The sequence below is a fragment of the Rhodospirillaceae bacterium genome, assembly GCA_018662005.1.
Lineage (GTDB): Bacteria > Pseudomonadota > Alphaproteobacteria > Rhodospirillales > JABHCV01 > JACNJU01.
In genome coordinates this window covers 166,954-191,316 of record JABJHA010000004.1, presented here as the reverse complement: position 1 = coordinate 191,316, position 24,363 = coordinate 166,954, and the positions used below count along the sequence as shown (strand labels likewise).

23 protein-coding genes are annotated in these 24,363 nt (G+C 56.4%); 9 read left to right on the top strand and 14 right to left on the bottom strand.

Features of this window, described 5'->3' with window-relative positions; all coding sequences use genetic code 11:
* Window positions 1-190: 190 nt before the first annotated feature.
* On the top strand, window positions 191-1,723 hold the full coding sequence (locus HOL66_02205; protein MBT5243040.1) for an inorganic phosphate transporter: 1,533 nt from the start codon (window positions 191-193) through the stop codon (window positions 1,721-1,723).
* 5 nt (window positions 1,724-1,728) lie between these two features.
* On the opposite strand, the gene HOL66_02200 is transcribed toward HOL66_02205, so the two are convergent.
* The 3 genes from HOL66_02200 to ppa are packed head-to-tail and all read right to left on the bottom strand — an operon-like array spanning window position 1,729 to window position 4,411.
* A complete protein-coding gene (locus HOL66_02200) occupies window positions 1,729-2,247 on the bottom strand; it encodes an O-acetyl-ADP-ribose deacetylase (GenBank protein MBT5243039.1) in 519 nt (172 codons plus the stop codon).
* Window positions 2,234-3,871 (bottom strand): SulP family inorganic anion transporter, encoded by a 1,638-nt coding sequence (locus HOL66_02195; GenBank protein MBT5243038.1) that lies wholly within the window; start codon window positions 3,869-3,871, stop codon window positions 2,234-2,236. The genes HOL66_02200 and HOL66_02195 overlap by 14 nt, the downstream gene beginning before the upstream one ends.
* A gap of 12 nt (window positions 3,872-3,883) precedes the next feature.
* On the bottom strand, window positions 3,884-4,411 hold the full coding sequence (ppa, locus tag HOL66_02190; protein ID MBT5243037.1) for an inorganic diphosphatase: 528 nt from the start codon (window positions 4,409-4,411) through the stop codon (window positions 3,884-3,886).
* A 158-nt stretch (window positions 4,412-4,569) separates the two neighbouring features.
* On the opposite strand from ppa, the gene HOL66_02185 reads away from it, so the two are divergent.
* The gene (locus HOL66_02185; GenBank protein ID MBT5243036.1) at window positions 4,570-5,562 is read left to right on the top strand and encodes a glycosyltransferase family 9 protein; all 993 of its coding nucleotides are present in this window, start codon (window positions 4,570-4,572) and stop codon (window positions 5,560-5,562) included.
* Here HOL66_02185 and HOL66_02180 read toward each other — a convergent pair.
* The 5 genes from HOL66_02180 to HOL66_02160 all read right to left on the bottom strand — a co-directional run bounded on the left by HOL66_02180 (window position 5,522) and on the right by HOL66_02160 (window position 12,110).
* The gene (locus HOL66_02180) at window positions 5,522-6,856 is read right to left on the bottom strand and encodes an AmpG family muropeptide MFS transporter (protein MBT5243035.1); all 1,335 of its coding nucleotides are present in this window, start codon (window positions 6,854-6,856) and stop codon (window positions 5,522-5,524) included. The two genes, HOL66_02185 and HOL66_02180, sit on opposite strands and share 41 nt — an antisense overlap.
* Window positions 6,853-7,998 (bottom strand): glycosyltransferase family 9 protein, encoded by a 1,146-nt coding sequence (locus tag HOL66_02175; protein ID MBT5243034.1) that lies wholly within the window; start codon window positions 7,996-7,998, stop codon window positions 6,853-6,855. The genes HOL66_02180 and HOL66_02175 overlap by 4 nt, the downstream gene beginning before the upstream one ends.
* 78 nt (window positions 7,999-8,076) lie before the next feature.
* Window positions 8,077-9,282, bottom strand: coding sequence for a cupin domain-containing protein (locus HOL66_02170; protein ID MBT5243033.1), 1,206 nt, complete (start codon window positions 9,280-9,282; stop codon window positions 8,077-8,079).
* A 7-nt stretch (window positions 9,283-9,289) separates the two neighbouring features.
* Window positions 9,290-11,116: a translational GTPase TypA gene (typA, locus tag HOL66_02165; protein ID MBT5243032.1), complete on the bottom strand. Its 1,827-nt coding sequence runs from the start codon at window positions 11,114-11,116 to the stop codon at window positions 9,290-9,292.
* Window position 11,117: 1 nt separating this feature from the next.
* The gene (locus HOL66_02160) at window positions 11,118-12,110 is read right to left on the bottom strand and encodes an adenosine kinase (GenBank protein MBT5243031.1); all 993 of its coding nucleotides are present in this window, start codon (window positions 12,108-12,110) and stop codon (window positions 11,118-11,120) included.
* A gap of 157 nt (window positions 12,111-12,267) precedes the next feature.
* Here HOL66_02160 and HOL66_02155 point away from each other — a divergent pair, with 157 nt between their 5' ends.
* Genes HOL66_02155 through HOL66_02145 form a run of 3 tightly spaced genes read left to right on the top strand, consistent with a single transcriptional unit; the run spans window position 12,268 to window position 13,982 of the window.
* Window positions 12,268-12,930, top strand: coding sequence for a hypothetical protein (locus HOL66_02155; protein MBT5243030.1), 663 nt, complete (start codon window positions 12,268-12,270; stop codon window positions 12,928-12,930).
* 12 nt (window positions 12,931-12,942) lie between these two features.
* Entirely contained in the window at window positions 12,943-13,527 is a 585-nt protein-coding gene (locus HOL66_02150; GenBank protein ID MBT5243029.1) for a polymer-forming cytoskeletal protein, read from the top strand.
* On the top strand, window positions 13,524-13,982 hold the full coding sequence (locus HOL66_02145) for a hypothetical protein (GenBank protein ID MBT5243028.1): 459 nt from the start codon (window positions 13,524-13,526) through the stop codon (window positions 13,980-13,982). The genes HOL66_02150 and HOL66_02145 overlap by 4 nt, the downstream gene beginning before the upstream one ends.
* A 97-nt stretch (window positions 13,983-14,079) precedes the next feature.
* Here HOL66_02145 and nth read toward each other — a convergent pair whose 3' ends face one another.
* Window positions 14,080-14,715 carry an endonuclease III gene (gene nth / locus HOL66_02140; GenBank protein MBT5243027.1) on the bottom strand — a complete coding sequence of 212 codons (636 nt, stop codon included), beginning with the start codon at window positions 14,713-14,715 and terminating at the stop codon, window positions 14,080-14,082.
* A 55-nt stretch (window positions 14,716-14,770) separates the two neighbouring features.
* Here nth and HOL66_02135 point away from each other — a divergent pair, with 55 nt between their 5' ends.
* The gene (locus HOL66_02135) at window positions 14,771-15,259 is read left to right on the top strand and encodes a DUF2244 domain-containing protein (GenBank protein ID MBT5243026.1); all 489 of its coding nucleotides are present in this window, start codon (window positions 14,771-14,773) and stop codon (window positions 15,257-15,259) included.
* Here the strand turns inward: HOL66_02135 and HOL66_02130 are convergent.
* The 5 genes from HOL66_02130 to hrcA all read right to left on the bottom strand — a co-directional run bounded on the left by HOL66_02130 (window position 15,256) and on the right by hrcA (window position 21,619).
* Complete coding sequence (locus HOL66_02130; protein ID MBT5243025.1) at window positions 15,256-16,053, bottom strand: 4-hydroxy-tetrahydrodipicolinate reductase; 798 nt, start codon at window positions 16,051-16,053, stop codon at window positions 15,256-15,258. The two genes, HOL66_02135 and HOL66_02130, sit on opposite strands and share 4 nt — an antisense overlap.
* A gap of 307 nt (window positions 16,054-16,360) precedes the next feature.
* A complete protein-coding gene (gene dnaJ / locus HOL66_02125) occupies window positions 16,361-17,491 on the bottom strand; it encodes a molecular chaperone DnaJ (GenBank protein MBT5243024.1) in 1,131 nt (376 codons plus the stop codon).
* Between the two features lie 82 nt (window positions 17,492-17,573).
* Window positions 17,574-19,553, bottom strand: coding sequence for a molecular chaperone DnaK (dnaK, locus tag HOL66_02120; protein MBT5243023.1), 1,980 nt, complete (start codon window positions 19,551-19,553; stop codon window positions 17,574-17,576).
* A gap of 187 nt (window positions 19,554-19,740) precedes the next feature.
* Entirely contained in the window at window positions 19,741-20,544 is an 804-nt protein-coding gene (gene grpE / locus HOL66_02115) for a nucleotide exchange factor GrpE (GenBank protein MBT5243022.1), read from the bottom strand.
* Window positions 20,545-20,578: 34 nt separating this feature from the next.
* Window positions 20,579-21,619, bottom strand: a complete 1,041-nt coding sequence (gene hrcA, locus HOL66_02110) for a heat-inducible transcriptional repressor HrcA (protein MBT5243021.1) — start codon at window positions 21,617-21,619, stop codon at window positions 20,579-20,581.
* A gap of 112 nt (window positions 21,620-21,731) precedes the next feature.
* On the opposite strand from hrcA, the gene rph reads away from it, so the two are divergent.
* The 3 genes from rph to HOL66_02095 all read left to right on the top strand — a co-directional run bounded on the left by rph (window position 21,732) and on the right by HOL66_02095 (window position 24,358).
* Window positions 21,732-22,445: a ribonuclease PH gene (gene rph, locus HOL66_02105; protein ID MBT5243020.1), complete on the top strand. Its 714-nt coding sequence runs from the start codon at window positions 21,732-21,734 to the stop codon at window positions 22,443-22,445.
* A gap of 183 nt (window positions 22,446-22,628) precedes the next feature.
* Window positions 22,629-23,234: an RdgB/HAM1 family non-canonical purine NTP pyrophosphatase gene (rdgB, locus tag HOL66_02100; protein ID MBT5243019.1), complete on the top strand. Its 606-nt coding sequence runs from the start codon at window positions 22,629-22,631 to the stop codon at window positions 23,232-23,234.
* Window positions 23,231-24,358 carry a coproporphyrinogen III oxidase gene (locus HOL66_02095; protein MBT5243018.1) on the top strand — a complete coding sequence of 376 codons (1,128 nt, stop codon included), beginning with the start codon at window positions 23,231-23,233 and terminating at the stop codon, window positions 24,356-24,358. The genes rdgB and HOL66_02095 overlap by 4 nt, the downstream gene beginning before the upstream one ends.
* The last annotated feature ends 5 nt before the right edge of the window (window positions 24,359-24,363 follow it).

Here is a 24,363-nt window from a genome sequence, read left to right as displayed (position 1 = left end):
TGACTGTTTTGCTGGACTTGCGGACATAAAAAAACCAGCCCCCACCCGCATGTATAGGGACATGCGAATCACCTAGGCTGGAACTTTTAAAGTTACCACTTTCAGGTCAAAAGAACAGCCTTGTTTTTTGTTTGCCAATCGGGTCAAAGATGCCTCGATATGTACAGCAAATGAAAAAGAGAGAAACCGCATGAATGAGCATGCTTTTAAAAAGAAAACGTCACTCGACAAAGACCTCAAGAAAATTGTCCGCCTTGAAAAGGCAACACAGGAGTCCGGCCAGAAGTTTGTTAAAGTCGGCCTGAGCATCCTGTTCCTCGTCATCGTCTGGATCTTCGCCTCCATGCAGACGGGCTCCATCGATAACAGCGCCTACGTCATCGCCGCCGTTATCATTGGTGGTTACATGGCCCTGAACATTGGCGCCAACGATGTCGCCAACAATGTGGGCCCGGCGGTCGGCTCAAAAGCCCTGACCCTGGTTGGCGCACTGGTGATCGCCGCCGTGTTTGAATCATCGGGGGCCATTCTGGCTGGTGGCGATGTCATCAAAACCATCAAGAAGGGCATTATCGATCCGTCGCTGATGCCCGATACGCAAGTCTTCATCTGGGCAATGATGGCCGCCCTTCTGGCTGCCGCCCTGTGGCTTAATCTGGCGACTTATGTTGGCGCACCGGTATCGACCACCCACTCCATTGTCGGGGGCGTCATGGGGGCTGGCATCGCCGCCACCGGCATGGAGGCCGTTAACTGGCCGACCATGGGCAAGATCGCTGCAAGCTGGGTGATCTCGCCGCTGATGGGTGGCATTATCGCCGCCCTGTTTCTAGCCTTCTTGAAATACACGGTGCTCAACCAGAAAGACAAAATCGCCGCAGCCCGGCGCTGGGTGCCGGTCGTCGTCGGCATCATGGGCTCCGCTTTTTCAGTCTATCTGGTGATGAAGGGCCTGAAGAAAATCATCAAAGTCGACGCAGTCAGCATCATGGTCATCGGCGCGATTGCTTACGTGGCGGTGTACTTCATCGTCAAGTTGTGGGTCGACAAACGTTCGGCGACCATGGAAAACCGTAAAAAATCCGTCAATCAGTTGTTCGTGATCCCGCTGATTGGCTCAGCCGCCCTGCTGTCCTTCGCCCATGGCGCTAACGACGTTGCTAACGCGGTTGGACCTTTAGCTGCCATTGTTTCAGCGTCAACCAGCGGCGATATCGCCTCCAAGGTCGACATCCCTTTATGGGTGATGCTGGTCGGTGCGGCGGGTATCTCTGCCGGGCTGGTGCTGTTCGGGCCAAAACTGATCAGAACCGTCGGCGAGAAAATCACCAAACTAAACCCGGTGCGCGCCTTCTGCGTCGCCCTGGCCGCGTCGATCACGGTGATTATCGCCTCGGGGCTGGGGCTTCCGGTATCATCGACCCACATCGCCGTCGGGGGCGTCTTCGGGGTCGGGCTGTACCGGGAGTTTATCACCAACCGCAAGCGCAAACTTGTCAAACCAAACGCCCTGGGCAGCGACGAACTGAGCGGGGCCGCTGCCGAAGCCGACGAAATGCTGATGGAGTTGCAAGCCAAGAAAATCAAAAAATCAGCAAAACGAATGCTTGTCCGCCGCCAACACCTGACCACCATCGCCACAGCCTGGATCGTCACCGTCCCGGCCGCAGCCCTGCTGGCGGCGCTTTTATTCAAGGCGCTTGAGGCGGTCAACGCGGGTTAGCTTTTTTAAGGGGCGAGCCCGGCAAGCGCCTTTTCGTGGGCGTTGAGTGAGGGCTCGCCGAAGCAGCAGAACGTTACTTTTTTGATGCGGTCATCGCCAGTCAGGAAAGCGGCTGTTGTGCTCAGGGCTATGCTTGCTGCCCGGTCCAGCGGAAAACGGTAGACACCGGTTGAAATAGCCGGGAAGGCGATTGTTGTCAGATTGTTACCCACCATCAACCCCAGCGCGCGGCGATAGCACTGGGCCAGCAAGCCGTCTTCGTTGGCTTCGCCGCCCTGCCAGATGGGACCGACGGTATGAATGATGTACTTTGCTTGCAGGGCATGAGCATGGGTCAGGCGCGCCTCGCCGGTCGGGCAGCCGCCGGGGATGGTCTTGCATTCTTCCAGCAAACCTGGCCCTGCGGCGGCGTGAATAGCCCCGTCAACACCGCCGCCGCCCAGTAAGCTTTCGTTAGCGGCGTTGACGATAACATCCACATCAAGGGTGGTGATGTCGGCTTCTATGACGTCAATGCGATGAATTGTCATTGATGTTCCTTGTCGCCGCCTCAATGGCCTGCAGGCGCGATGAGGGCCGCTGGTCGGCAGGCAGGCCATCAAGCACGGCCAGCTTTATTAACACCCTTTCGACCGGTTCACGCAAACCGGCGATATAAACCCGCAGGCCCTGGCCTGTGCATTTGACGATAATATCCTGCAGCGCCATAGAGGCGCTGGTATCGACAAAGGTGACGTCTGTCATGTCCATGATTAATGCCTTGTGGCTGTCGCCGGGAACAACGCGCCGGGCCAGACCCTTTGCCGCACCAAAGCTGACCGGGCCGCTAAAGTGATAGAGCAGCACTGTATCAGCGGCGGCCGCGAGCGCCGCTTCCTCCTCGGCGCTCATGGGAACCGGGCCGTGGGAGCCATCAGAGGCACGGATGCTTTCGAGTTGCAGGTCCGACATGCGTTTGACGAACAGCAGGCTGGCGGCGACGACACCGACAGCCACCGCCATGATCAAGTCGACAAAGACGGTCAGGCCCAGGACAACGAACATCAACACCACACCCGCCCTGGGAGCGCCCGGCAATCGCCTGATATAGGACCAGTCGACAATATCAATGCCGACCTTGAACAGGATGCCAGCCAGCACGGCGTGGGGGATTTTCTCGGCCAGCGGCCCCAGCCCGAGCACCACGGCGAGCAAGACAATAGCATGAAGGATGCCCGACAAGGGGCTCGCCCCGCCGGCCCGTACATTGACAACAGTGCGCATGGTCGCCCCAGCGCCGGGAATGGCGCCAAAAGCGCCGGCGATCATATTACCGATGCCCTGGCCGATCAGTTCACGGTCTGACTTGTGATGGGAATGGGTGACCGAGTCGGCAATCAACGATGTCAATAAACTGTCGATTGAGCCCAGCAGGGCCAGAATCAGGGCCGAGCCGATCATGTCGGGCAACGCCTTGATGCTAAGGGTTGGCAGTTGCGGGTCGGGGAAACCGACGGGAATTTCCCCCAAAGTCGGCACACCCGGAAACAACGCCCAGACGGCAACCGTGCCAACCACAAGGGCGATCAAGGGGGATGGCAAAAGTCGGTCAATGGGCCTGGGGGTCAGGTAGACGATGGCCAGCGCACCGGTCCCGATCAGCACCGCCTCAAATCTGATGCCCGCGAAAATTTCCGGCAGCGCCGCCAGCACCGCCAAGGTGCCGCCGCCCGGCGTCGCCTGTCCCAATAGCGGGGCAATTTGCAAGATGATGATGATGCAGCCAATGCCGCTCATAAACCCGGATATCACCGGAAACGGGACCAGCGAAATATAACTGCCCAGGCGCAACGCGCCGAAGACGGTCTGCAAGGCCCCGCCCATCATCACCACAGTGAAGGCCATGGCCGGATCATGGGCGTATTTGGTGATGATCACCGCCATGACCACGGTCATCGGCCCGGTCGGCCCGGAAATCTGGCTTGGGGTGCCGCCGAACAAGGCGGCGAAGAAGCCGACCAGAATGGCCCCCCACAATCCGGCCATTGGGCCTGCGCCCGAAGCGACGCCGAAAGCCAGGGCCAGCGGCAGGGCAACGACGGCCGCCGTCAGGCCACCAAAGATATCACCACGAATATTGTCAAACCGGAGGCCGTGGATAAGGTTCATGGAAAAAACCGTTTAATCCTGGGCCCGCTGCATGCCGATGCGGATCAGTTCCATTGCTTCTTCGGCCTCACCCCAACCCTTGGTTTTAGCCCATTTGCCTTTTTCCAGGTCTTTATAGTGGGTGAAGAAATGTTCGATCTGATCGAGCTGCACCTGACGCAAATCCCGGTAAGAACCGACATTGGCATAATAGGGATGCAGTTTATCGACCGGCACACAGAGAATTTTCTCGTCAATGCCGCTCTCGTCTTCCATCAACAACACCCCGATCGGCCTGGAACGAATGACACAACCCGGCATGACCGGAATTTGCCCCATTATGGCGGCGTCAACTGCGTCGCCGTCGTCGGACAGGGTATGGGGGATGAAGCCATAGTTACACGGGTAGTACATCGCCGTGTGCAGGAAGCGGTCGACGTACATAGCGCCCGAAGCCTTATCGAGTTCGTATTTGACCGGATTGCCGCCAATCGGAATTTCGATGACAACATTCACATCGTACGGGGCGTTTTCCCCGACCGGTATTTTACTGATATCCATGCGCTTAAGAATCCTGCTTGTTTATATTAAAAAAAACTAATGTATAGGCAGTGTTTAACGGCCCGGACTTATCGTCGCAACAAAAAATCCATAGAAACTTGGTTACTTTGACCGCAATATGATAACCGATGGAGAGCATATTTCTGAAACGGTTTACCATGAACACCAACAAACCTGAAAGTGTCCTCGTCTATGTCGGTCTCGATCGGGTCGGTGACGGTTTGCTTAAACTGCCGTTCGTGCGTGGTCTCAGGAAGGCATTCCCCGATGCCCATATAACCTGGCTTGCCGGTAAGGAAACCAGTGTTTACGCATCGGTTCTGGCGCCTCTTGTTGAGGGACTGATTGACGAGGTGATCGAATACGCCGGTATCGGTCTGCACCCGTCCGAGTTGCTGAAAATGCCGTTAGCCGGTCGGCGCTTCGATCTTGTCATCGACAGTCAGAAAATCTTTTGGGCCTCCCTGTCCCTGTGGCGCATCCCCCACAAGACCTTTATCTCGCCCGCAGCGCGGTTTTTGTTGTCCTCTAATAAACCACCAAGCGGTTATAAGTTTCCCAAATCCATGCAACGTCAGCTTCTTGACCTGCTCGAACTGGCCAGTGGTGAACACTTCCCAACACCACGCGGCCTCGATCTGGAGCCCAGCCCCCAGTACCGGGTCGACGCCCTGAAATTACTACCGGTGGGGGCCGCGTATGTCGGTTTTGCGCCGGGCAGCGGCGGCAAACCCAAGTGCTGGGATCTGGAAAACTTTATCCGCCTTGCCCAGACCCAGGCCGAACAAGGTCGCATTCCGGTATTTTTCCTGGGCCCCCAGGAGCCGGAATGGATGGACCCGGTACGCGCCCAGGTGGCTTCCGCATTGTTTCCCCTGCAACAAAAGGACAACGGTTTTGATCCGCTTTTCACCATGGCGCTGGCCGAACGGATGAGCGCATCTGTGTCCAATGATTCAGGCGTTGGTCACATGATTGCGCTGGGGGACAAGCCGCTGGTATCCCTGTTCGGGCCGACGGTGCCTGAAAAGTTCATGCCTATGAGCGAGAGGCTAACCATCATCGAAGCAAAAAACTTTGGCGGCCGCGAGATGGCGCGCATTCCATACACTACTGTAGCAGAGGCTCTCGGGCAGGCTCTCGCTTCATGAGCCAAACCAGAACAATCAGGCCCGGCACGGCAGCAAACGTTGTCAGCACAAAATAACCGGTCCAGTCCAGGCTCTCCGCCAGCCAGCCACCACCAGCGGCGAATACGGTGCGGGTAACATTCATCAATGATGACAACAGGGCGTACTGGGTCGCCGTATAGGCGACGTTGCACAAACTTGAAAGATAGGCGATGAACGCCGAGGTCGCCATCCCGGCGGTCAGGTTCTCGATGCTGATGGTAACGGCCAGCATCGGCACCGAATAGCCAACCATGGCTTGCAGGGCGAATGCCAGATTGGCCAGGCACTGGAAAATCCCGGCATAAAGCAAGGCCCGCATGATGCCCAGGCGCGCCACCATAACACCGCCCACGTAACCGCCAATCAGGGTCATAGCCAGCCCATAACCCTTGGAGACGGCGGCGATTTCAGATTTTGAAAAACCCAGATCGAGATAAAACGGGTTGGCCATAACACCAAGCAAGGCCTCGCCGTACTTGTAAAGCGCGACAAACAGCAGAATCATCAACCAGTGTGGCCTGCTCATAAAATCGGCAAACGGGCAAATCACCGCTTCATAAATCCGGACCATAGCCCCGTGCAGCATGGTCGGCAGGTGGGCGTGGCGATCCATGAAGGCGACGACTTTCTGCTCGCGTTGCCGGGTTTGGGGACTGGCCGTGTGATCCGGTTCAGGGCTTAATAAAACGGTCAAAACGCCGACCCCCATTAGCGAGGCCATCAGCGCGTATGCGATAAACCAGCCCCACACATCGGCAACAAATAAAGCGCCGGCACCTGCCGCCAACATGGCGATGCGATAGCCGAGAACATAATTGGCCGAACCGGCGCCAAGCTGTTCCTCATCAAGGCTTTCAATGCGGTAGGCATCGACGGCAATATCCTGGGTCGCCGAAGCAAAGGCCAGCGCCACCGCCCAAAGCGCCATCCCCGCAAGATCGTCCGCCGGATCAGCGCTGCCAAGGCCGAGCATGGCAAAAGCGATCAGGATTTGCGAGAAAATCAACCAGCCACGACGTTGCCCCAGGGCCCTGCACAGGATCGGCAGTGGCACTTTATCGACCAATGGCGCCCATAAAAATTTCAAGGCGTAGGCGGTGCTGGCCAGGCTGAACCAGCCGATCATGGTCAGTGAGATGTTGGATTCTCGTAACCACGCAGACAACGTTTGAAAAACCAGCAGCAACGGCAAGCCACTTGAAAAGCCGAGCAGCATGATAACCAGTACCCGGCGCTCCAAATAAATTTTCGAAGCCTGGATCCAGGTTTTCATGGATCGGGCACCAACAGGGTTTCGACCTCATCGCAAACCTGTTCGATGCTGACAGCCTCGACGCAGGGAAAGACGTCAAACTTGCTTGCCCGCTTCGGACAGTTCCAGAAGCAGTGATAACAATCCATCTTGTGATAGACAAAACGGGCATGATCCGGGCGTACGTTTTCAGGGTAAGGCACAAAGCAGCCAAAATGACCGCCGCCGACAACAACCAGTGTCGGCGTTCCCAGGGCTATGGAAAGATGCGCCGGACCGGTGTCATTGCTGACCACCAATTGTGCGTGGTTCATAAGATCAAGCAGTTGCTGCAAATTGGTCTTGCCGATCAGATCAATAATACGCCCGTCGCCGGTATCAATAACGCCTGGCCGCTCACCGCCACCGCCAACGAAAACCACATGCAGCCCTCTCTCGACCAGCGACGCTGCCAGCTTCTGATATTTTGCCAGCGGCCAGCGTCTGCCATATTCATTAGAGCCGGGATTGAGGACCGCGTAAGAGACGCCGGGGGGGATGAGATCTTTTAGGGGCAACGTGTCACGCCACGAAATATGAGGCGCTTCGGGTTTAATTTCACGTCCTGAAATGGCAGATAGAAAATTATAGTGGCGGATAATTTCGTGGGTTGGATAGTCGCCGGTGGGCACAACCTTGTCCACCTGGCTTAGATAATAAAGGTATTCAGGTCGTGTTCTCTCGCCGATGAATGGCAGTGACGATATCGCCTTGGGCGCACCCGACACCCAGACAAGGCTGTCGGCCATCATCGCGCGGCGTAAATAGCTGTCACAAACACTAACCGCCGGGTTAAGCGCCCGAACCTTCAGGGAAACCCAAAACCGGTATAATGGCCAACGGGCAAAGGCGTGCTCATTGATGATCAGTACCCGGTAATCGGCAAACACTTCCGTCGTAATATCTCCCCAACTCTCGCAGCCGAGCACCGTTATTTCGGATTTATCAACCCCGAAGACTTCGGCGTAATGCTCAAGGCTTGTTCTGAACAGCACCATGTCGCCGATACCGTCCATGCGCACCACCAGCAATCCCCGCCGGGCTTTAAAGACGGGCAGATACCTGGCGATCAGATCGAACAGCCTGAATAGCCACCAGCGCCGCCTCATGCCCTCGGGAAACATCCGCCAAAAGGCGCTGCTGACAAAATGGTGGCCGGAAATGGATGTGTTGTGTTCGGGCGAATCGCTCATTGTTCTTTTTTACGTGCAAGTTGGTCCGAATTCCAGACCCTGATGGTTATAGAGGTCGAGCAGTAATTCAAGAGCGCCGGCGTGCGTTATAATTTCCGGATTGCTTTTAATGTTGACGGGCTGCTCTTTCATTAATGTCTTAAGCGCGGCAAGGGTGAATTGCTCAACAATAAAGTTGTGGCTATCAAACCCCAAACAGACGGTTTCTGGAGCCGTTTGTATGAGCGCAAATTTTACATAATGCGGCTTGATCAGACTTGCGCCCTGCTCAAATTTTCCTTTCAGCGCGCTGGCCTCGATCATCTCTTCGCGCTCGCTATAGTGACCAAAATCCTCGTGCCCGGACTCGGTGAAGAATTGCACCAGCCAGCGCCTGAAATCCATGGTTTCCAGCTGTCCGGCAAAGCATCCCCGGACGTCGTCAACGACGCCGCTGGCCAGCGTAAAACCAGCACTATCACCAACAATACCGTCACCCGCATAGCGTTGATCAAGGTCTTCGCGCATGGATAAATAATGCCCGTAACCACTGAACAATTCGGAAAGTTTTGGCCCAAGAAAGCCGACCGAGAATGTCAGCGACGCCTCCAGAGTGGTCCCCTGATGGGCAAATTTCGGCGGCAGGTAAAGCACATCTCCACAGCTGACCTCAACGTCCTGGCCGACAAAATCACCATCGAGTACTTTCAGATCAAGCCCCCCTATGTAGGTTTCCTGCGCCATGGTCTGGTCGGCGACTTTCCATATTCGCTTGCCCTGACCTTGCACAAGGAACACGTGATAGCTGTCAATATGCGGACCAACCGAGCCGCCGACGGCCGAATAACTGACCATGATGTCATCCATCAGCCAACGCGGCGCAAAATTGAAGTGGCTAAGCAACACGGCCGTTTCAGGGTGGAACTGCTCGACGTTCTGGACCAAAAGGCTCCAGTCCTTCTCGCCGGTATTTTTAAAATCCTGCTCCGTGAAAGGACCAAAGCGGCACGACCACGCTCTGCCCGGACCCGCCGTCTTTACCATGCGCGAAAGAGGCGCTTGCTCCATGGACAGCCCGGCCAGTTCGTCAGCCCCGATCAAGCCATCGATGACGTCTTTGGAAATGGCCCCGCGCACAACAAAGGGACACCTGTTCCAGTACAGCTCGTAAAAATCATCGACCGTGGGCATGGCCTCAAGAATGACAAACTGACCGGGCGTGCCCCTGACCATCATATGATGACTATCCGCGCTTTTCGCGCCCACGCTCGACACGTTTGCGTTCATGGGGGTCAAGGTGGCGCTTGCGTAACCGAACATTATCAGGCGTGACTTCAACGAGTTCATCATTGGCAATATAGGCGATCGCCTCTTCCAGGCTCATTTGCCTGGGCGTCGTCAGGCGCACCGCCTCGTCCGTTCCCGAGGCCCGCACATTGGTCAACTGCTTTCCCTTCATGGGATTGACCTCAAGGTCGCCGTTCTTGGCGTGCTCACCAATGATCATGCCCTCGTAAACCGGAATGCCGGAACCAAGGAATAGAAACCCGCGCCCTTCAAGATTGGACAGGGCGTAGGCCACCGTTTTGCCCGGCGCGTTTGAAATAAGAACACCGTTGCGTCGCCCGGTAATGTCACCGGCGTGGGGACCGTAACTGTGAAAGGTGCGACTGATCACACCGGTGCCCCGGGTTTCTGTCAGGAATTCGCCATGATAACCGATCAATCCCCTGGCCGGGGCGATGAAGGAAAGTCGAACCTTGCCGCCGCCTGAGGGGTGCATTTCGGTCATCTTGCCTTTGCGTACCGAAATCGCCTCAACAACGATGCCGGAGAATTCCTCGTCCACATCGATCTGGACATCTTCAAAAGGCTCCAGCGTCTTGCCCGTATCGGGGTCTTCCTGAAACAACACGCGGGGACGCGAGATTGAAAGCTCAAAACCTTCGCGCCGCATCTGTTCAATCAGTACACCCAACTGCAACTCACCACGACCTGCGACCTCAAAGGAATCCGTGTTGTCGGCCTGGGAAATGCGGATGGCGACGTTACCTTCGGCTTCAGACATCAAGCGATCCCTGATCATCCGCGACGTCACCTTCGAGCCTTCCCTGCCGGCCATGGGCGAGGAGTTAATGGAAAACGTCATGGCCAGGGTCGGCGGATCAACCGGGTCGGCCTTCAAAGGCTCAGCGACCTCCACCGCACACAGGGTATCGGCGACAGTTGCCTTTGTCAGGCCGGCAATGGCGATCAAATCACCAGAGGACGCGCTATCGACGGGCTCGCGGCGCAAATCCCGAAACGCCAAAAGCTTGGTGGCGCGACCCTGGTCAACCTCTTCACCATCCCGGTTGAGAACGTGAATATGGTCGTTGGCCTTGATCGTGCCCGACTGAATGCGACCGGTCAGAATACGACCCAGGAAAGGATCGGATTCCAGGGTCGTGGCCAACATGGAAAACGGGGCATCCAGATCGATTTCCGGTTCGGGCACATGGCTTAGAATGTGGTTGAAAATATCATGCATGTTTTCCTGCGCGCCTTCCGGCTCCATAGCCGCCCAGCCATTTTTGGCAGAGGCGAAAATGGTTGGAAAATCAAGCTGTTCGTCGCTGGCATCCAGGGCCGTGAAGAGATCAAAGACCTCGTCCTGCACTTCGTAGGGACGGCCATCGGGACGGTCGACCTTGTTGATAACGACAACCGGCCTGAGGCCCAGTTTCAGGGCCTTGGCGGTGACAAACTTGGTTTGCGGCATTGGCCCTTCAGCGGCGTCTACCAGCAACAGGACGCCATCAACCATGGACAGGATACGCTCGACCTCGCCGCCAAAATCCGCATGGCCCGGGGTGTCGACGATATTGATGCGCACGCCTTGCCATTCAACCGAGGTGCACTTGGCCAATATAGTGATGCCGCGCTCGCGCTCAAGGTCGCCCGAATCCATGGCCCGCTCTTCGACCCGCTGGTTATCACGAAACGAACCGGACTGGCGCAGCAGTGTGTCAACCAGTGTTGTCTTACCATGGTCAACGTGGGCAATGATGGCGATATTACGAAGTTTCATTTTAGTTCAGTTTCTTTTCAACAAGATCACTTAAGGAAACATCCGGGCGGGCGCCCACATGGCTGATGATTTCAGCCGCCGCGATGCCGCCCAAACGGGCGCACACATCAAGGGGTTTGTCGGTGGTCAATCCATGCAGGAAACCCGCCGCGTAGGCATCGCCGGCGCCGGTTGTATCGACAACATGGTCGACCGGTTCGGCGTCAACAATATGAACCTCATCACCACGGACAATAACCGAGCCCTTTTCGCTGCGGGTCAAAGCGGCGATATCACAATCGGCGCGAACCATTTGCAAGGCCTCATCAAAATTTTCAACCTGATAAAGCGACATGATTTCTTCTTCGTTGGCGAACACCACATTAACGTGGTTCTTCACCAGATCGAGAAAGTCATCGCGGTGACGATCGACACAAAACGGGTCGGACAAACTGAGCGCCACTTGGCGACCGGCCTGTTCGGCGACTGTCGCCGCCTTGCGAAAGGCCTGCTTTGCCTGATCCGGATCCCACAGATAGCCCTCAAGATAGGTTGCGGCGGCGGCGCTGATGATGCCTTCGTCAATATCATCGGGACCAAGACTGACGCAGGCACCGAGGAAAGTCTGCATGGTCCGCTGGGCGTCCGGGGTGACGTGGATCATGCAGCGGGCGGTCGAGGCCCCATCACTGGCTGCTTCGGTTTCAAAAGTAATGCCAAGGGCCGTTATGTCGTGGCGGAAAACCGTACCCAGTTGATCATCCCTGACCTTGCCGATGAAAGCGCCCCTTGAGCCAAGCGAGGCCATTGCGGCAATGGTATTGGCCGCCGAGCCGCCGGAGCACTCTATACCCGGACCCATTTTGTCGTATACGGATTGGGCGGTTTCCTCATCAACCAGACTCATGGTCCCCTTGATCAGATTATTTTCATTAATGAACTGGTCATTGGCATGGGCCAGAACGTCAACGATGGCGTTGCCGATGCCGACCACGTCAAAACGGGTCTCACTCATGGGATGTTCCTTAAACTTGATGGTGCTTTGGGTATAAGGCGGCGCAGTATAGCGACAAAGCCTTTACGGGCAAGGGTTAAAGCCCTTGCCGCAGGAGCGTATTTAAGTCTACACATCCTGTAAATGTTAAACACACTTAGACGAGGCAACATTCCAAGTGATCAGTGCATTTATCAAGGCCGCGCAGCAAATTTCCGACCCCAGGGCGCGCAGGGTCATCTGGTTCGCTTTGGCGGCGGCGGCGGGCGTTTTCATTTTACTGTGGGTGGTCATTGGATTCCTGCTCGCCAACACCGCGCTTTTTTCCATCGGCTGGCTTGAAACCGCTATCGACTGGCTTGGCGGGCTGGCGACCGGGGTTTTGACCTGGCTTTTGTTCCCGGCCGCCATCAGCGCCGTTATTGGTCTTTTTCTCGAAGAAATCGCAAGCGCCGTAGAGGCCCGTCACTATCCCGGTCTGGGGGCCGCCCACGGCCAGGCCTTAGGCGATACGGTCCTGACCACCCTCAGATTCCTGGCGATTATGCTCGCGCTCAATATTTTGATGCTGCCGCTGTTGTTAGCCGGGCCACTTTTCCCTTTTGTTTTCTACAGCGTGAACGGCTATCTTTTGGGACGTGAATATTTTGAACTGGTGGCGCTCAGGCGCTTAGGCCCCGCCGAGGCGACGGCGCTTCGTAAGCGTAACGGCTTTAAATTGTTCATGACCGGAGCGTTGATTGCCTTTTTGCTGACGGTGCCTGTCGTCAATTTACTGGCGCCGATTATCGCCACCGGTATGATGGTCCATCTGTTCGAGGACTTCCGCAACCGCGCCTAAGGAGAAGATGTCATGTTCCGGCGAAATAAGGATAGCGACGATAACGACAGCAGCGATGACGCGCCGCCGCTCAAACCGTTCGCTTCCAAGGGAACACACACACCGTCCAAACCACCAACCAAAGCGCCAAACCTGAACGCGGGCGGGGCCAGTGCGGCCAGTCAGAAAAGGCCCGTTGATATTCCATCGGTGCCCAACCGCCTTGACCGTCACCGCGCCGGCGATAGCGACAGTAAAAGACTGGTGGTCGGACGCGACATCCGCCTGTCCGGAGAAATCGCCGCCTGTGAACGACTGGTGGTCGAGGGCCACGTGGAGGTCAGTCTGGCCGGAGCGCGTTTGATCGAAGTTGCCCCAAGCGGCGTTTTCAAGGGCAGCGCCGAGGTTGAAGATGCCGACATCAGCGGTCATGTAGATGGTGAATTGGTTGTCAGCAACAAATTAACCGTGCGCAGTGGCGGCAGAATAAGCGGTTCGGTCCACTACGGCAGCATCATTATTGAAGCCGGCGGCGAAGTTTCCGGCGACATGCATGCCCTTGACGCACCAGCCCAGGTGACACCTGAAAAAGATGACACGGATACTGATCCGGCGTGAACGTGTCTGCTCTCTTTAAAATCCCGGCCTTGTTTCTGGTCTTCGTTCTGGTCGCCTGCGCAGGCCCTGAAACAACCGAAACATCGCAAACCCCACAAACGGATGCACCCACCAACACCACCCACCCCGTCGATGATCTCGCCAGTTTACCACGAGTCACCATGCAGCCGCCGGAACGGGCCATGCGCGATGGTTTGGAAGGCCCGGACGCCCCAGGACCGGAACGGCTGGTTGGTCTTGCCGCGACAGCCATCCAGCAAATGCTGGGTAACCCCGACTTCAAACGCCGTGATCCACCGGCGGAAATCTGGCAATACAGAAAATCCGGCTGCCTGCTCGACGTCTTTTTATATCTGGGTGAAGACACCTACCGGGTCAGCCACGTAGAAGCCCGCGGCCACAGCATCGAGGAAGTGTCGGGTGCCGAATGCCTGCTTGAGGCTTTAGCGCGCTAAAGCATTACTTTTTGCCCCTCATGCGCCGGGCGCTCGCTCCGTTCGCTTGGCTTTTTGGGTCTCTGGAAGCCAAGACAGGTATGGCGACAGGGAAATATTAAAGCGTCGTCTTGCCCTTGAAGGCGCAGACATCGCGGACAAGGCAGCGGTAGCATTCGGGCTTGCGCGCTTTACAGACATAACGCCCGAGCAATATCAGCCAGTGATGGGCGTGCAGTTTCCAGTGGGCCGGGGTGACTTTTTCCAGCTTCGCCTCTACCGCCAGTACGTTTTTGCCCGGTGCCAGCCCGGTGCGGTTGGAAATCCGGTAAATATGAGTATCGACAGCGATGGTCGGCGCGCCAAAGGCGATGTTCATAACGACGCTGGCGGTTTTACGACCAACGCCCGGAAGTTTTTCCAGCTCACCGCGATCCTCGGGCACCTTGCCTGCGTAACCATCAACCAGCATCTGTGACAGTTTGATGACATTCCTGGCCTTGGTGTTGAACAGGCCAATGGACTTGATATAGCCGCGCAAACCTTCCTCGCCCAGCTTGAGCATGGCTGCGGGTGTTTTGACTTTCTTGAAAAGCGGCCCCGTCGCCTTGTTAACCCCGACATCGGTAGCCTGCGCCGATAGCACGACGGCGACAAGCAAGGTGTAGGTGTTGACCCAGTCAAGCTCGCCCCTGGGATCCGGGTTGTCATCGGACAGGGTCTGGTAAAATATTTCGATGTCAGTTTTTTTCATGGCGGTTTTGAATTTAACGTGGCAATGGCAAGACTGAAAAGTTTATTTTAAAAACATGGATGATGCGCCAACAGACGATATTTTGTTTCAAGCCACCCTAAAACCCCAGCGCAGCGCCAAACCCGGGGCCGGTTTTATCGTGCTGCTGGTGCTTGGTTTTTTCTGGTCCGTAATCGGCGGCGGCGCGGCTTACTTCGGCGTTTGGCCCCTATCGGTTTTTTACGGGGCCGAGTTTATTCTGATCCTGGGCATCATCAGAATGTTCATCAAAACCGGCAACCGCATCGAAACCATAACCCTGAAGGCCAACACCCTGCACGTGAAAGGGCCCGGTCGTTTCCATGCCGAAAAATCGTTCGACCCCTACTGGGTGCGTGTCATTTCCGACTCAACCGACCGCCGTTACGGCCATATCGAAATCTCATCCCACGGTGAGCGTATGATCGTCGGCTCATTGCTGACCGCCAATGACTGTGATGTGATTGCCCGGCAGTTGAACGAGGCGCTGGCTTCCTTAAAAGAGGGCGCGCCAAAAGATCCTTAAAGGCCGAGCACGTCGGCCATGGAATACAGGCCGGCAGGCTTGCCCTCGCACCACAGTGCAGAACGCACAGCGCCACGCGCAAACAAGGTTCGGCTTGAAGCCTTGTGAGTCAGCTCAATGCGTTCCCCTTCGGCGGCAAAAACAACCGAATGTTCGCCGACTACATCACCGCCGCGCAAGGTGGCAAAGCCTATGTCGCCCGCAGTCCGCTCGCCGGTATGACCATCGCGGACCCGTTCGGACACACTTTGCAAATCGACGCCGCGACCATCCGCCGCCGCCTGACCTAAAGCCAGGGCCGTGCCCGAGGGGGCGTCAACTTTGTGGCGATGGTGCATTTCAACGATTTCAATATCGTAGTCGTTATCCAGAAGCCCGGACACTTGCGTTGTCAGCGCCATCAGCAGGTTGACACCGACGGAATAATTGGCGGCCTGAATAACGGTAACGCTTTCGGCTGCTTTCTCAATGGCCATCTGTTCGGCGACGCCAAGCCCGGTGGTGCCCAGAACCAGCGCCGTACCGCTTTTGACCGCCGCGTCGGCGTGGTCGATGGTTGCTTGCGGCAAGGTGAAATCAATGACCACATCGGCTTCGGCAAAAAGCGCGTTGGTATCGCTGCCAACAACCAGACCGGCATTATCGATACCGGCCAGGGCCGCCAGATCCGAGCCCAGAAACGGGCTTTCGGCATGTTCCGTGCCGCCGATTAAGGCGCAGCCGTCCGTGGCCAGCGTTTCGGCCACCAACATCCGGCCCATGCGGCCAGCACATCCAACGATTCCGACTTTCATAACCGCGCTCCCCTTAGAAAACTTTGCCAAAATCATATAACACGAAACGAGAAGGTGTGCTCTTTAAGAGTTCAAGCCCCTCAGATGCCGGGCGGGTTCTCCGAACCCTTGGCTCGCCGCATAAGCGGCGGCCCGCGGTCGCGGGCTTGAAGAAAAAGTGTGTGAGCCCGGTTTTTTAAGGATAAAGCTCCTGTTGCCATTTGAAACTTGACTTCCAGAGGCCCAGCCAAGCGAACGGATTGAGCGCCCGGCGACTGAGGGGCTTGATCCTTAACCCCGGTGCCTGAGGGGCAACACCAAAGACTCCCTATTCTTTCAAATCCTCCCAAAGTTCTTTGACCTTGTCAAAGAAACCGTGGGATTCAGGGCTGTGTTGCTGGTGGTCGCTCTCTTCTTCAAACTCCTTGAGCAGTTCTTTTTGCTTAGGGTTAAGCGAGACAGGCGTCTCAACGGCGACCTGTACGAACATGTCGCCGCGCGCGTTGGAGCGCAGGATATGCATCCCCTTGCCCTTCAGGCGAAACTGCTGTCCTGACTGGGCGCCAGCGGGAATGGAAATGCGGGTCAACTTGCCCTCAACCGTCGGCACTTCGATGGAGCCACCCAGGGCCGCCGTGGTCATGGGGATCGGCGCCCGGCAATGAATGTTAGCGCCATCGCGCCTGAACATGCGGTGTGGACTGACGGATAGAAAAATATACAGGTCACCGGCAGGAGCGCCGCGCAAACCGGCCTCACCCTCATCACCAAGGCGAATGCGGGTGCCGTCCTCGACCCCGGCCGGAATGGTGACCGACAGGTTTTTTTCCTTATGAGTGCGGCCCTGCCCGCCACACGACGTGCAGGGTTCTTTAATAACCTGACCGGTGCCCTGACAGGACGGGCAGGTCCGCTCAACCGTAAAGAACCCCTGCTGGGTGCGAACCCGGCCATGGCCGCCGCACGTCGAGCAAGAAACCGGCGCAGCACCACCGGCAGCGCCCGAACCGGTGCAGCTATCGCAGACCACCGATGTGGGCACCCGGATGTTGCTCTTCTTGCCTTCAAAGGCTTCTTCGAGGGTAATTTCCATGTTGTAGCGCAGGTCAGAACCGCGACCGCCACCACCCCTGGGGCCGCCGCCGCCGCCGCCGCCAAAGTCGCCAAACATTTCATCGAAGATATCGGCGAAACCGCCAAATCCGGCACCGCCACCGCCACCGGGACCGCCTTGCTCGAAAGCTGCATGGCCGAAACGATCAAAAGCGGCGCGTTTTTCCTCGTCCTTCAAGACCTCATAGGCCTCGTTGACTTCCTTGAACTTGCGTTCAGCTTCCTCGTCCCCCGGATTACGGTCCGGATGATATTTCATGGCCAGCTTGCGATAAGCCTTCTTGATTTCATCCGTATCCGCGTCCCGCGATACCCCCAGGAGCGTGTAGAAATCTTCCTTGGACATGTTAGAACCTTAATGCGCAACCGCCCCGGCAGATCAGTAAGACCCGCCGGGGTGGCTTGTTTTCAATTTCTGCGAACGGGTTTTAGCCGTCCTTTTTATCTTCTTCGTCTTCAGACTTTTCTTTGCTGGCGTCAGCCTCGGAATCGACTTCCTCGAATTCGGCGTCAACGACATCGGCGTCATCAGAACCTTCACCTGCAGATGCCTCGTCGCCCGAAGTGCCTTCACCACCCGCGGCTTCGGCTTCGGCCTGGCTTTCCTTGTACATGGCCTCGCCAAGTTTCATCGCCTGTTCGCTTAAGGTGTCGGTCTTCGCCTTGATTGCTTCGGCGTCCGGATCTTCGCTGGCGAGCAGGTCTTTAAGCTCCTGAATGCCCGCTTCAATGGCCGTCTTGTCGGCTTCGTCGATTTTGTCGCCGTATTCTTTCAAATTCTTCTCGGTTGAATGAACAAGGCCATCGGCGTGGTTACGGGCGTCAACAACATCGCGGCGTTTTTTATCTTCATCAGCATGGGATTCGGCGTCCTTGACCATGCCTTCGATATCATCGTCGGTCAGTCCGCCGGAGGCCTGAATCTTGATCTGCTGTTCCTTGCCCGTGGCCTTGTCTTTTGCCGAGACATTGACAATGCCGTTGGCGTCGATGTCGAAGGTCACTTCGATTTGCGGGATGCCACGTGCCGAAGGTGGAATACCAACCAGATCAAACTGGCCCAGTATTTTATTATCGGCAGCCATTTCACGCTCGCCCTGGAAGACCCGGATGGTGACCGCGGTCTGACTGTCTTCGGCGGTCGAGAAGACCTGACTTTTTCGGGTCGGGATTGTCGTGTTGCGATCAATCAGGCGGGTAAACACCCCGCCCAGGGTTTCGATACCCAAAGACAGCGGCGTCACGTCGAGCAGCAGCACGTCCTTGACATCGCCTTGCAGAACACCGCCCTGAATGGCAGCACCTATGGCGACGACTTCATCGGGATTGACGCCCTTGTGGGGTTCGCGACCGAAGAATTCTTTCACCATCTCAATGACCTTGGGCATACGGGTCATGCCGCCAACAAGAATCACCTCGTCGATATCGCCAGCCGTCAAACCGGCGTCTTTCAATGCCTTCTTGCAGGGCTCGATGGTGCGGACGATCAAATCATCAACCAGGGCTTCCAGCTTGGCGCGGGTCAGCTTGATGTTCAGATGCTTCGGTCCCGAAGCGTCTGCGGTGATGAACGGCAGGTTGATTTCCGTCTGCATGGCGCTGGACAGTTCGATCTTGGCCTTCTCGCCTTCTTCTTTCAGGCGTTGCAGGGCCAGCTTGTCTTCGCGCAGGTCGATGCCACTGTCTTTTTTGAACTCGTCAGCAAGATATTCGACGATGCGGGCGTCAAAATCTTCACCACCCAGGAAGGTGTCGCCGTTGGTTGACTTGACCTCGAACACGCCGTCGCCGATTTCCAGGGCCGAAACATCGAAGGTGCCACCGCCAAGATCATAAACGACAATGGTGCCGGTTTCTTTCTTGTCCAACCCATAAGCAAGCGCCGCCGCGGTAGGTTCGTTGATAATACGCAGCACTTCAAGACCGGCGATCTTGCCTGCGTCCTTGGTTGCCTGGCGCTGGGAATCATTAAAATAGGCGGGGACCGTAATCACCGCTTGGGTAACGTCCTCGCCAAGGAAACTTTCCGCTGTTTCTTTCATCTTTTGCAGGATGAAGGCGCTGACCTGGGACGGGCTGTATTTTTTGCCACCGGCTTCAACCCATGCATCGCCACTGTCGCCAGAAACGATTGAATAGGAAACAAGGCCCTTGTCCTTTTCGGTTAAGGGGTCGTCGAAACGGCGACCGATCAGACGCTTGATCGCGAACAGGGTGTTTTCGGGGTTTGTCACCGCCTGGCGCTTGGCTGGTTGTCCGACAAGCCGCTCGCCGCCCTCGGTAAAGCCGACAATTGACGGTGTTGTGCGAACGCCCTCGGCGTTTTCAATGACCTTGGCTTCCTTACCGTCCATCAGGGCGATACAGGAATTGGTGGTGCCAAGGTCGATTCCGATAACCTTGCTCATGTTCTATCCTTCTTGCTTTACGGCAGATTTCCTCGGGTAAGCCCCATCAGGGCGCTTGCGGGCGGGAAATCCCCTTGTCAAAACTGTTCCTGGAAATGCCTGTCCCGATAAACGGAACAAAGCGGCTTCCGGGCGTTATATATGGTGCACAGTCAAACGACGCAACCTTGTCGATGGTTTTTTCCTCTTATAACTCTTTATCGACTTTCGCCCCGGTCTCCACCGGTTGCTCGTAAGCACTGGCGGCGTCTTCGGCTTCAGTCGGATCGGATTCCTGTTCGGGGGCGCCTGCCTCGGCCTTTGGTCCGCCCTTGGAAACGCCAACCTTGGCTTCACGCAGCAAGCGATCCTGCAGGACATAACCCGCTTCGATGACCTGTAAAACAGTACCTGAAGGCTGGCCAGGGTCTTCTAATTCAAACATCGCATGGTGTAATTTCGGATCAAAAGGCTGGCCGATGGAATCGAGCTTTTTGATGCCAATGCGCTCGAAGGTCTTTTGCAGAGAGCTTTCCGTCATCTGCACGCCCTCAATAAAATTGCCAAACCGTTCGAGCAATTCTTCGATGCTCAAGTCGGCGTTGGCCTTCTTTTCTTCATCAGCGCGCTCGCTATCCAGCGCCCGGCCAAGATTATCGGAGACCGAAAGCATCTCACGGGCGAAAGAGGCGATACCGTATTTTCCGGCGTCTTCCTTTTCACGCTGGGCGCGTCTGCGGACATTTTCGGTTTCGGCGACGGCCCTAAGCAGTTGATCCTTGACCTCGGCCAGTTCGGTTTCAAGGGCGCTTAAATCCCCTTCGGGTTCCTCGCCATCAAGAAGCTCAAGTTCTTCGTCCGAAGCATCGGGCCCGAAAAGCGGCTCATCGTCTTCGGCCAGGGCTTCACCTTCGCCGTCGTTCGGCTCCGTTTCCGGCGCCTCATCGGCGGTTTCGTTTTCTAATTCTTGTTCGATGTCTTTTTCAGTGTCTATTTCTGTACTTGGGGACATGGTGGCTTTAACTCTCTTAAATTCTTTTTTTCATTTACCGATTGCCGACAAGGCGACCGACAAGCTTGGCGGTATAATCGACCATCGGAATAATGCGGGCATAATTCATTCGCGTCGGTCCGACAACCCCGATGGCACCAACAACCTGTTCCCGTCCATCGCGATAGGAGCCAACAATCATCGAGCAACCGGACATCCCAAACAACTGATTATCCGAGCCGATGAATATTTGCACCCCTTCGGCGCCGTCGGCAAGTGTCAGTAATTTAAGCATTGTTTCCTTGGTCTCAAGGGCTTCAAACAAAGAGCGGATCTGCTCAAGGTCAGAGGCCGCGTGCACATCTTCCAGCAAATTTGCCTGGCCGCTGACAATAAGGGTACCCCCTTCATCATCGCCTGCCCAACTGGCAAGCCCCGAAGCGACGACGCTTTGGGTCAGGGCATCAAGATTGACGCGGTGCTGGTCCAGTTCCGCCATGATCTGGCCCGTGGCCTCGACAATGGTGCGGCCAACCAGACGGGCGCTGAGAAAATTACTGGCCTCGACCAGCGCCGATGGCGGCAGATCGTGGGCGGTTTCGATAATGCGGTTTTCAACAATACCGTTTTCGGTTACCAGCACGACCAGCGCCCGGCCCGGGCTTAGGGCGACAATTTCGATGTGTTTCAAGGGCACGTCGGTTTTTGGTGCCGTCACCAGCCCGGCGCAATGGGAAAGCCCCGAAAGCACCGTCGTCGCCTCTTTCAGCAAGCCCTCTACCGAGGTGCCTTCCACATGGCACTGGCCTTCAATGCTTTCGCGCTCTTCGCGGCTCAGGTTGCCGACCTGAAGCAAGCCGTTGACGAACAGCCGGATACCGGCGTCCGTCGGCATCCGTCCAGCAGACGCATGGGGGCTGAACAACAAACCGGCATCTTCCAGATCGGCCATGACGTTTCTAACCGTCGCCGGGGACAGCGATGAATTCAGGCGCTGCGACAGGGTGCGCGAGCCGATGGGCTCGCCTGTCGTCACGTAGGCGTCGACAATTTGTTTGAAGATAACGCGCGAGCGCTCGTCCAGTTCAGGAATCATGATCTTTGGCTTTTAATAAATATGATTGCCGGAATGTAGTGACCAGACCTTGCCCCGTCAACGCAGGGAGGTTAGCGTGCGCCATTCTGAAGTCAATAAAGGAACGAATTTCATGAGACCTTCCGGCCGTAAGCCTGATGAACTCCGCGCTATTTCCATGGAAACGGGCGTCAACAAACATGCCGAAGGCTCATGCCTGATTAAAATGGGCGAAACCCATGTGTTGTGTCTGGCCAGTGTTGAAGAACGGGTGCCGCCGTGGATGCGGGGTTCCGGCAAAGGCTGGGTCACCGCCGAATACGGCATGTTGCCGCGCTCCACCGGTTCGCGCATGGGCCGCGAGGCGGCACGCGGAAAGCAGTCAGGCAGAACACAGGAAATTCAACGCCTTATAGGGCGTTCTTTACGCGCCGTCACAGACCTTCAGGCGATGGGTGAAATGCAGGTGACCGTCGATTGTGACGTCATTCAGGCCGATGGCGGCACACGCACGGCTTCCATCACCGGCGCTTATGTGGCCCTGCATCTGGCCTTTCAGCGGATGGTTGACCTGGGTGTCCTGAAATCCGTGCCCCTGACCGATCAGGTCGCCGCCATTTCCTGCGGCCTATACAAGGGAGACGCGATCCTGGACCTGGATTACGACGAGGACAGCACGGCCGAGGCCGACGCCAATTTCGTCCTCACCGCCGGGCAGGGAATCGTCGAAATTCAGGGAACCGCAGAGGAAGAACCCTTTTCGCCGGAACAATTCAGTGAATTAATGGTTCTGGCCCGCAAGGGCGTCGATGAACTGGTGGCGGCGCAACGCGAGGCGTTGGTTTAGTTAATGCCCATCATAAAGGTTCAGGCCCCTCAAGCGCCGGGCGTTCGCTCCGCTCTCTTGGCTGGGTCTCTGGAAGTCAAAATATAAATGGTGGGATGAGCCATTTTTTGTTACCGATAAACTTGGTTCCCCAAGCCCGCGACTGCGGGCCGGCGCTTGAGGGGCAATAAATATGGAGCGCCCATGCCGCGACCATTTAAAGAACCAAAACTGGTCATCGCCAGCCATAACCCGGGAAAAGTCCGGGAAATTGGCGATCTTTTATCGCCTTTTGGTGTCGAGGTGGTTTCCGCCGGGGATTTAGGCTTGCCGGAGCCCGTCGAAGACGGCCTGACATTCATCGCCAACGCCGAAATCAAGGCCCGGACGGCAGCGCTGGCCTCAAATTTACCCGCACTGGCCGATGACAGCGGTCTCGCCGTTGACGCCCTTGGCGGCGAACCGGGTATCTATTCGGCGCGCTGGGCGGGGCCGGCAAAAGACTTCGGTATCGCTATGAAGAAAGTTGAGCAAGCCATTGAAAATAAAAACAATAGAAGCGCCCACTTCGCCTGTGCATTGACCCTCTGCTGGCCCGATGGCCACATGGAATCATTCGAGGGACATGTCCAGGGCACCATGGTCTGGCCGCCGCGGGGAGATAAAGGCTTCGGTTATGACCCAACGTTCATGGCCACCGGCCACCACATCACCTTCGCCGAGATGGATCCAGCCGCCAAACACGCCATCAGCCACCGCGCCGAAGCGTTTAGAAAGCTGGTCGATGCCTGCTTTGATCCTGTCTCATGATTCAAGGCCTATCCCTTTACATTCATTGGCCTTTTTGCCTGTCAAAATGCCCGTATTGTGACTTTAACAGCCATGTTTCGGTCGGTCCCGTCGATGAAGAGCGCTGGCGGCGGGCGTTATTGGCTGAAATGGCCCATTTTGCTGCTGAAACCCGTCAAAACCGGCTTGAAACTGTGTTTTTTGGCGGTGGCACCCCCTCGACCATGGCCCCGGCCACAACGGCGGCCCTGATTTCGGCGGCAAAAGGCTTCTGGACGTGCTCGGAGACTCTGGAAATTACGCTTGAAGCCAACCCCACATCGGTCGAGGCGGGGAAACTTGCGGATTTTGCCAATGCCGGGGTTAATCGTCTTTCACTTGGCGTGCAAAGTTTTAATGATAAGTCTTTGAAATTCCTTGGAAGAGAGCACTCCGCAAATGACGCAATGAAGGCGATTTCTCTGGCGTCGGAAAGATTTGAGCGTTTTTCCTTCGATCTCATTTACGGACTACCCGGCCAACAGACAGCGGACTGGAAAAATGAGTTAAATCAAGCGCTTGAGTTGGCCGGAGGACACCTTTCACTGTACCAGTTGAGCATCGAAGAGGGGACGCCGTTCTTCTGTGACGGCGTCGCCGAGGCAGATTCAGAAAGCGGCGCTGATTTTTATGAACTGACACATGAGCAAATGGCGTTAAAGGGTTTTAATGCTTATGAAATTTCAAATTATGCGCTGGAAAATCAGGAATGCCGCCATAATCTGGCGATCTGGCGGGGTGGCGATTACGTCGGTATCGGTCCGGGCGCCCATGGGCGCTTATCGGGCAGCGCCGCCACAGACGCCCTTTATCAAATCCATGATCCGGCCCGCTGGCTTGAAAGAGTCGATAAAGACGGCCACGCCACCGCCAAACGCCACACTCTAAGCGCCGCCAGCCGGGCCGAAGAGCTGCTTTTGACGGGCCTGCGCTTAAGCCAGGGCATTGATGGGGAGCGCTTCTCCCGTGTCAGGGCCATCATTGACGAAAACGCCCTGCAGCGCCTGATTGAGGCTGAATTCCTGATCTGCGACGAAAACGGCCTGTGCACAACCCAAAAAGGCAGACTGTGCCTGAACGCCGTGCTGGCCGAATTGCTGGCCTGAGGGGC

Bases quoted from the DNA above. Each gene is read 5' to 3' on its own strand.
- nth (MBT5243027.1), bottom strand. From the start codon at position 14,715: ATGAAAAAAACTGACATCGAAATATTTTACCAGACCCTGTCCGATGAC.
- dnaJ (MBT5243024.1), bottom strand. From the start codon at position 17,491: ATGTCCAAGGAAGATTTCTACACGCTCCTGGGGGTATCGCGGGACGCG.
- HOL66_02180 (MBT5243035.1), bottom strand. From the start codon at position 6,856: ATGAAAACCTGGATCCAGGCTTCGAAAATTTATTTGGAGCGCCGGGTA.
- HOL66_02160 (MBT5243031.1), bottom strand. From the start codon at position 12,110: ATGAGTGAGACCCGTTTTGACGTGGTCGGCATCGGCAACGCCATCGTT.
- HOL66_02095 (MBT5243018.1), top strand. From the start codon at position 23,231: ATGATTCAAGGCCTATCCCTTTACATTCATTGGCCTTTTTGCCTGTCA.
- HOL66_02185 (MBT5243036.1), top strand. From the start codon at position 4,570: ATGAACACCAACAAACCTGAAAGTGTCCTCGTCTATGTCGGTCTCGAT.
- hrcA (MBT5243021.1), bottom strand. From the start codon at position 21,619: ATGATTCCTGAACTGGACGAGCGCTCGCGCGTTATCTTCAAACAAATT.
- HOL66_02130 (MBT5243025.1), bottom strand. From the start codon at position 16,053: ATGAAAGTCGGAATCGTTGGATGTGCTGGCCGCATGGGCCGGATGTTG.
- typA (MBT5243032.1), bottom strand. From the start codon at position 11,116: ATGAAACTTCGTAATATCGCCATCATTGCCCACGTTGACCATGGTAAG.
- HOL66_02205 (MBT5243040.1), top strand. From the start codon at position 191: ATGAATGAGCATGCTTTTAAAAAGAAAACGTCACTCGACAAAGACCTC.
- HOL66_02170 (MBT5243033.1), bottom strand. From the start codon at position 9,282: ATGATGGTCAGGGGCACGCCCGGTCAGTTTGTCATTCTTGAGGCCATG.
- rdgB (MBT5243019.1), top strand. From the start codon at position 22,629: ATGCCGCGACCATTTAAAGAACCAAAACTGGTCATCGCCAGCCATAAC.
- HOL66_02150 (MBT5243029.1), top strand. From the start codon at position 12,943: ATGTTCCGGCGAAATAAGGATAGCGACGATAACGACAGCAGCGATGAC.
- ppa (MBT5243037.1), bottom strand. From the start codon at position 4,411: ATGGATATCAGTAAAATACCGGTCGGGGAAAACGCCCCGTACGATGTG.
- grpE (MBT5243022.1), bottom strand. From the start codon at position 20,544: ATGTCCCCAAGTACAGAAATAGACACTGAAAAAGACATCGAACAAGAA.
- HOL66_02195 (MBT5243038.1), bottom strand. From the start codon at position 3,871: ATGAACCTTATCCACGGCCTCCGGTTTGACAATATTCGTGGTGATATC.
- dnaK (MBT5243023.1), bottom strand. From the start codon at position 19,553: ATGAGCAAGGTTATCGGAATCGACCTTGGCACCACCAATTCCTGTATC.
- rph (MBT5243020.1), top strand. From the start codon at position 21,732: ATGAGACCTTCCGGCCGTAAGCCTGATGAACTCCGCGCTATTTCCATG.
- HOL66_02135 (MBT5243026.1), top strand. From the start codon at position 14,771: ATGGATGATGCGCCAACAGACGATATTTTGTTTCAAGCCACCCTAAAA.
- HOL66_02175 (MBT5243034.1), bottom strand. From the start codon at position 7,998: ATGTTTCCCGAGGGCATGAGGCGGCGCTGGTGGCTATTCAGGCTGTTC.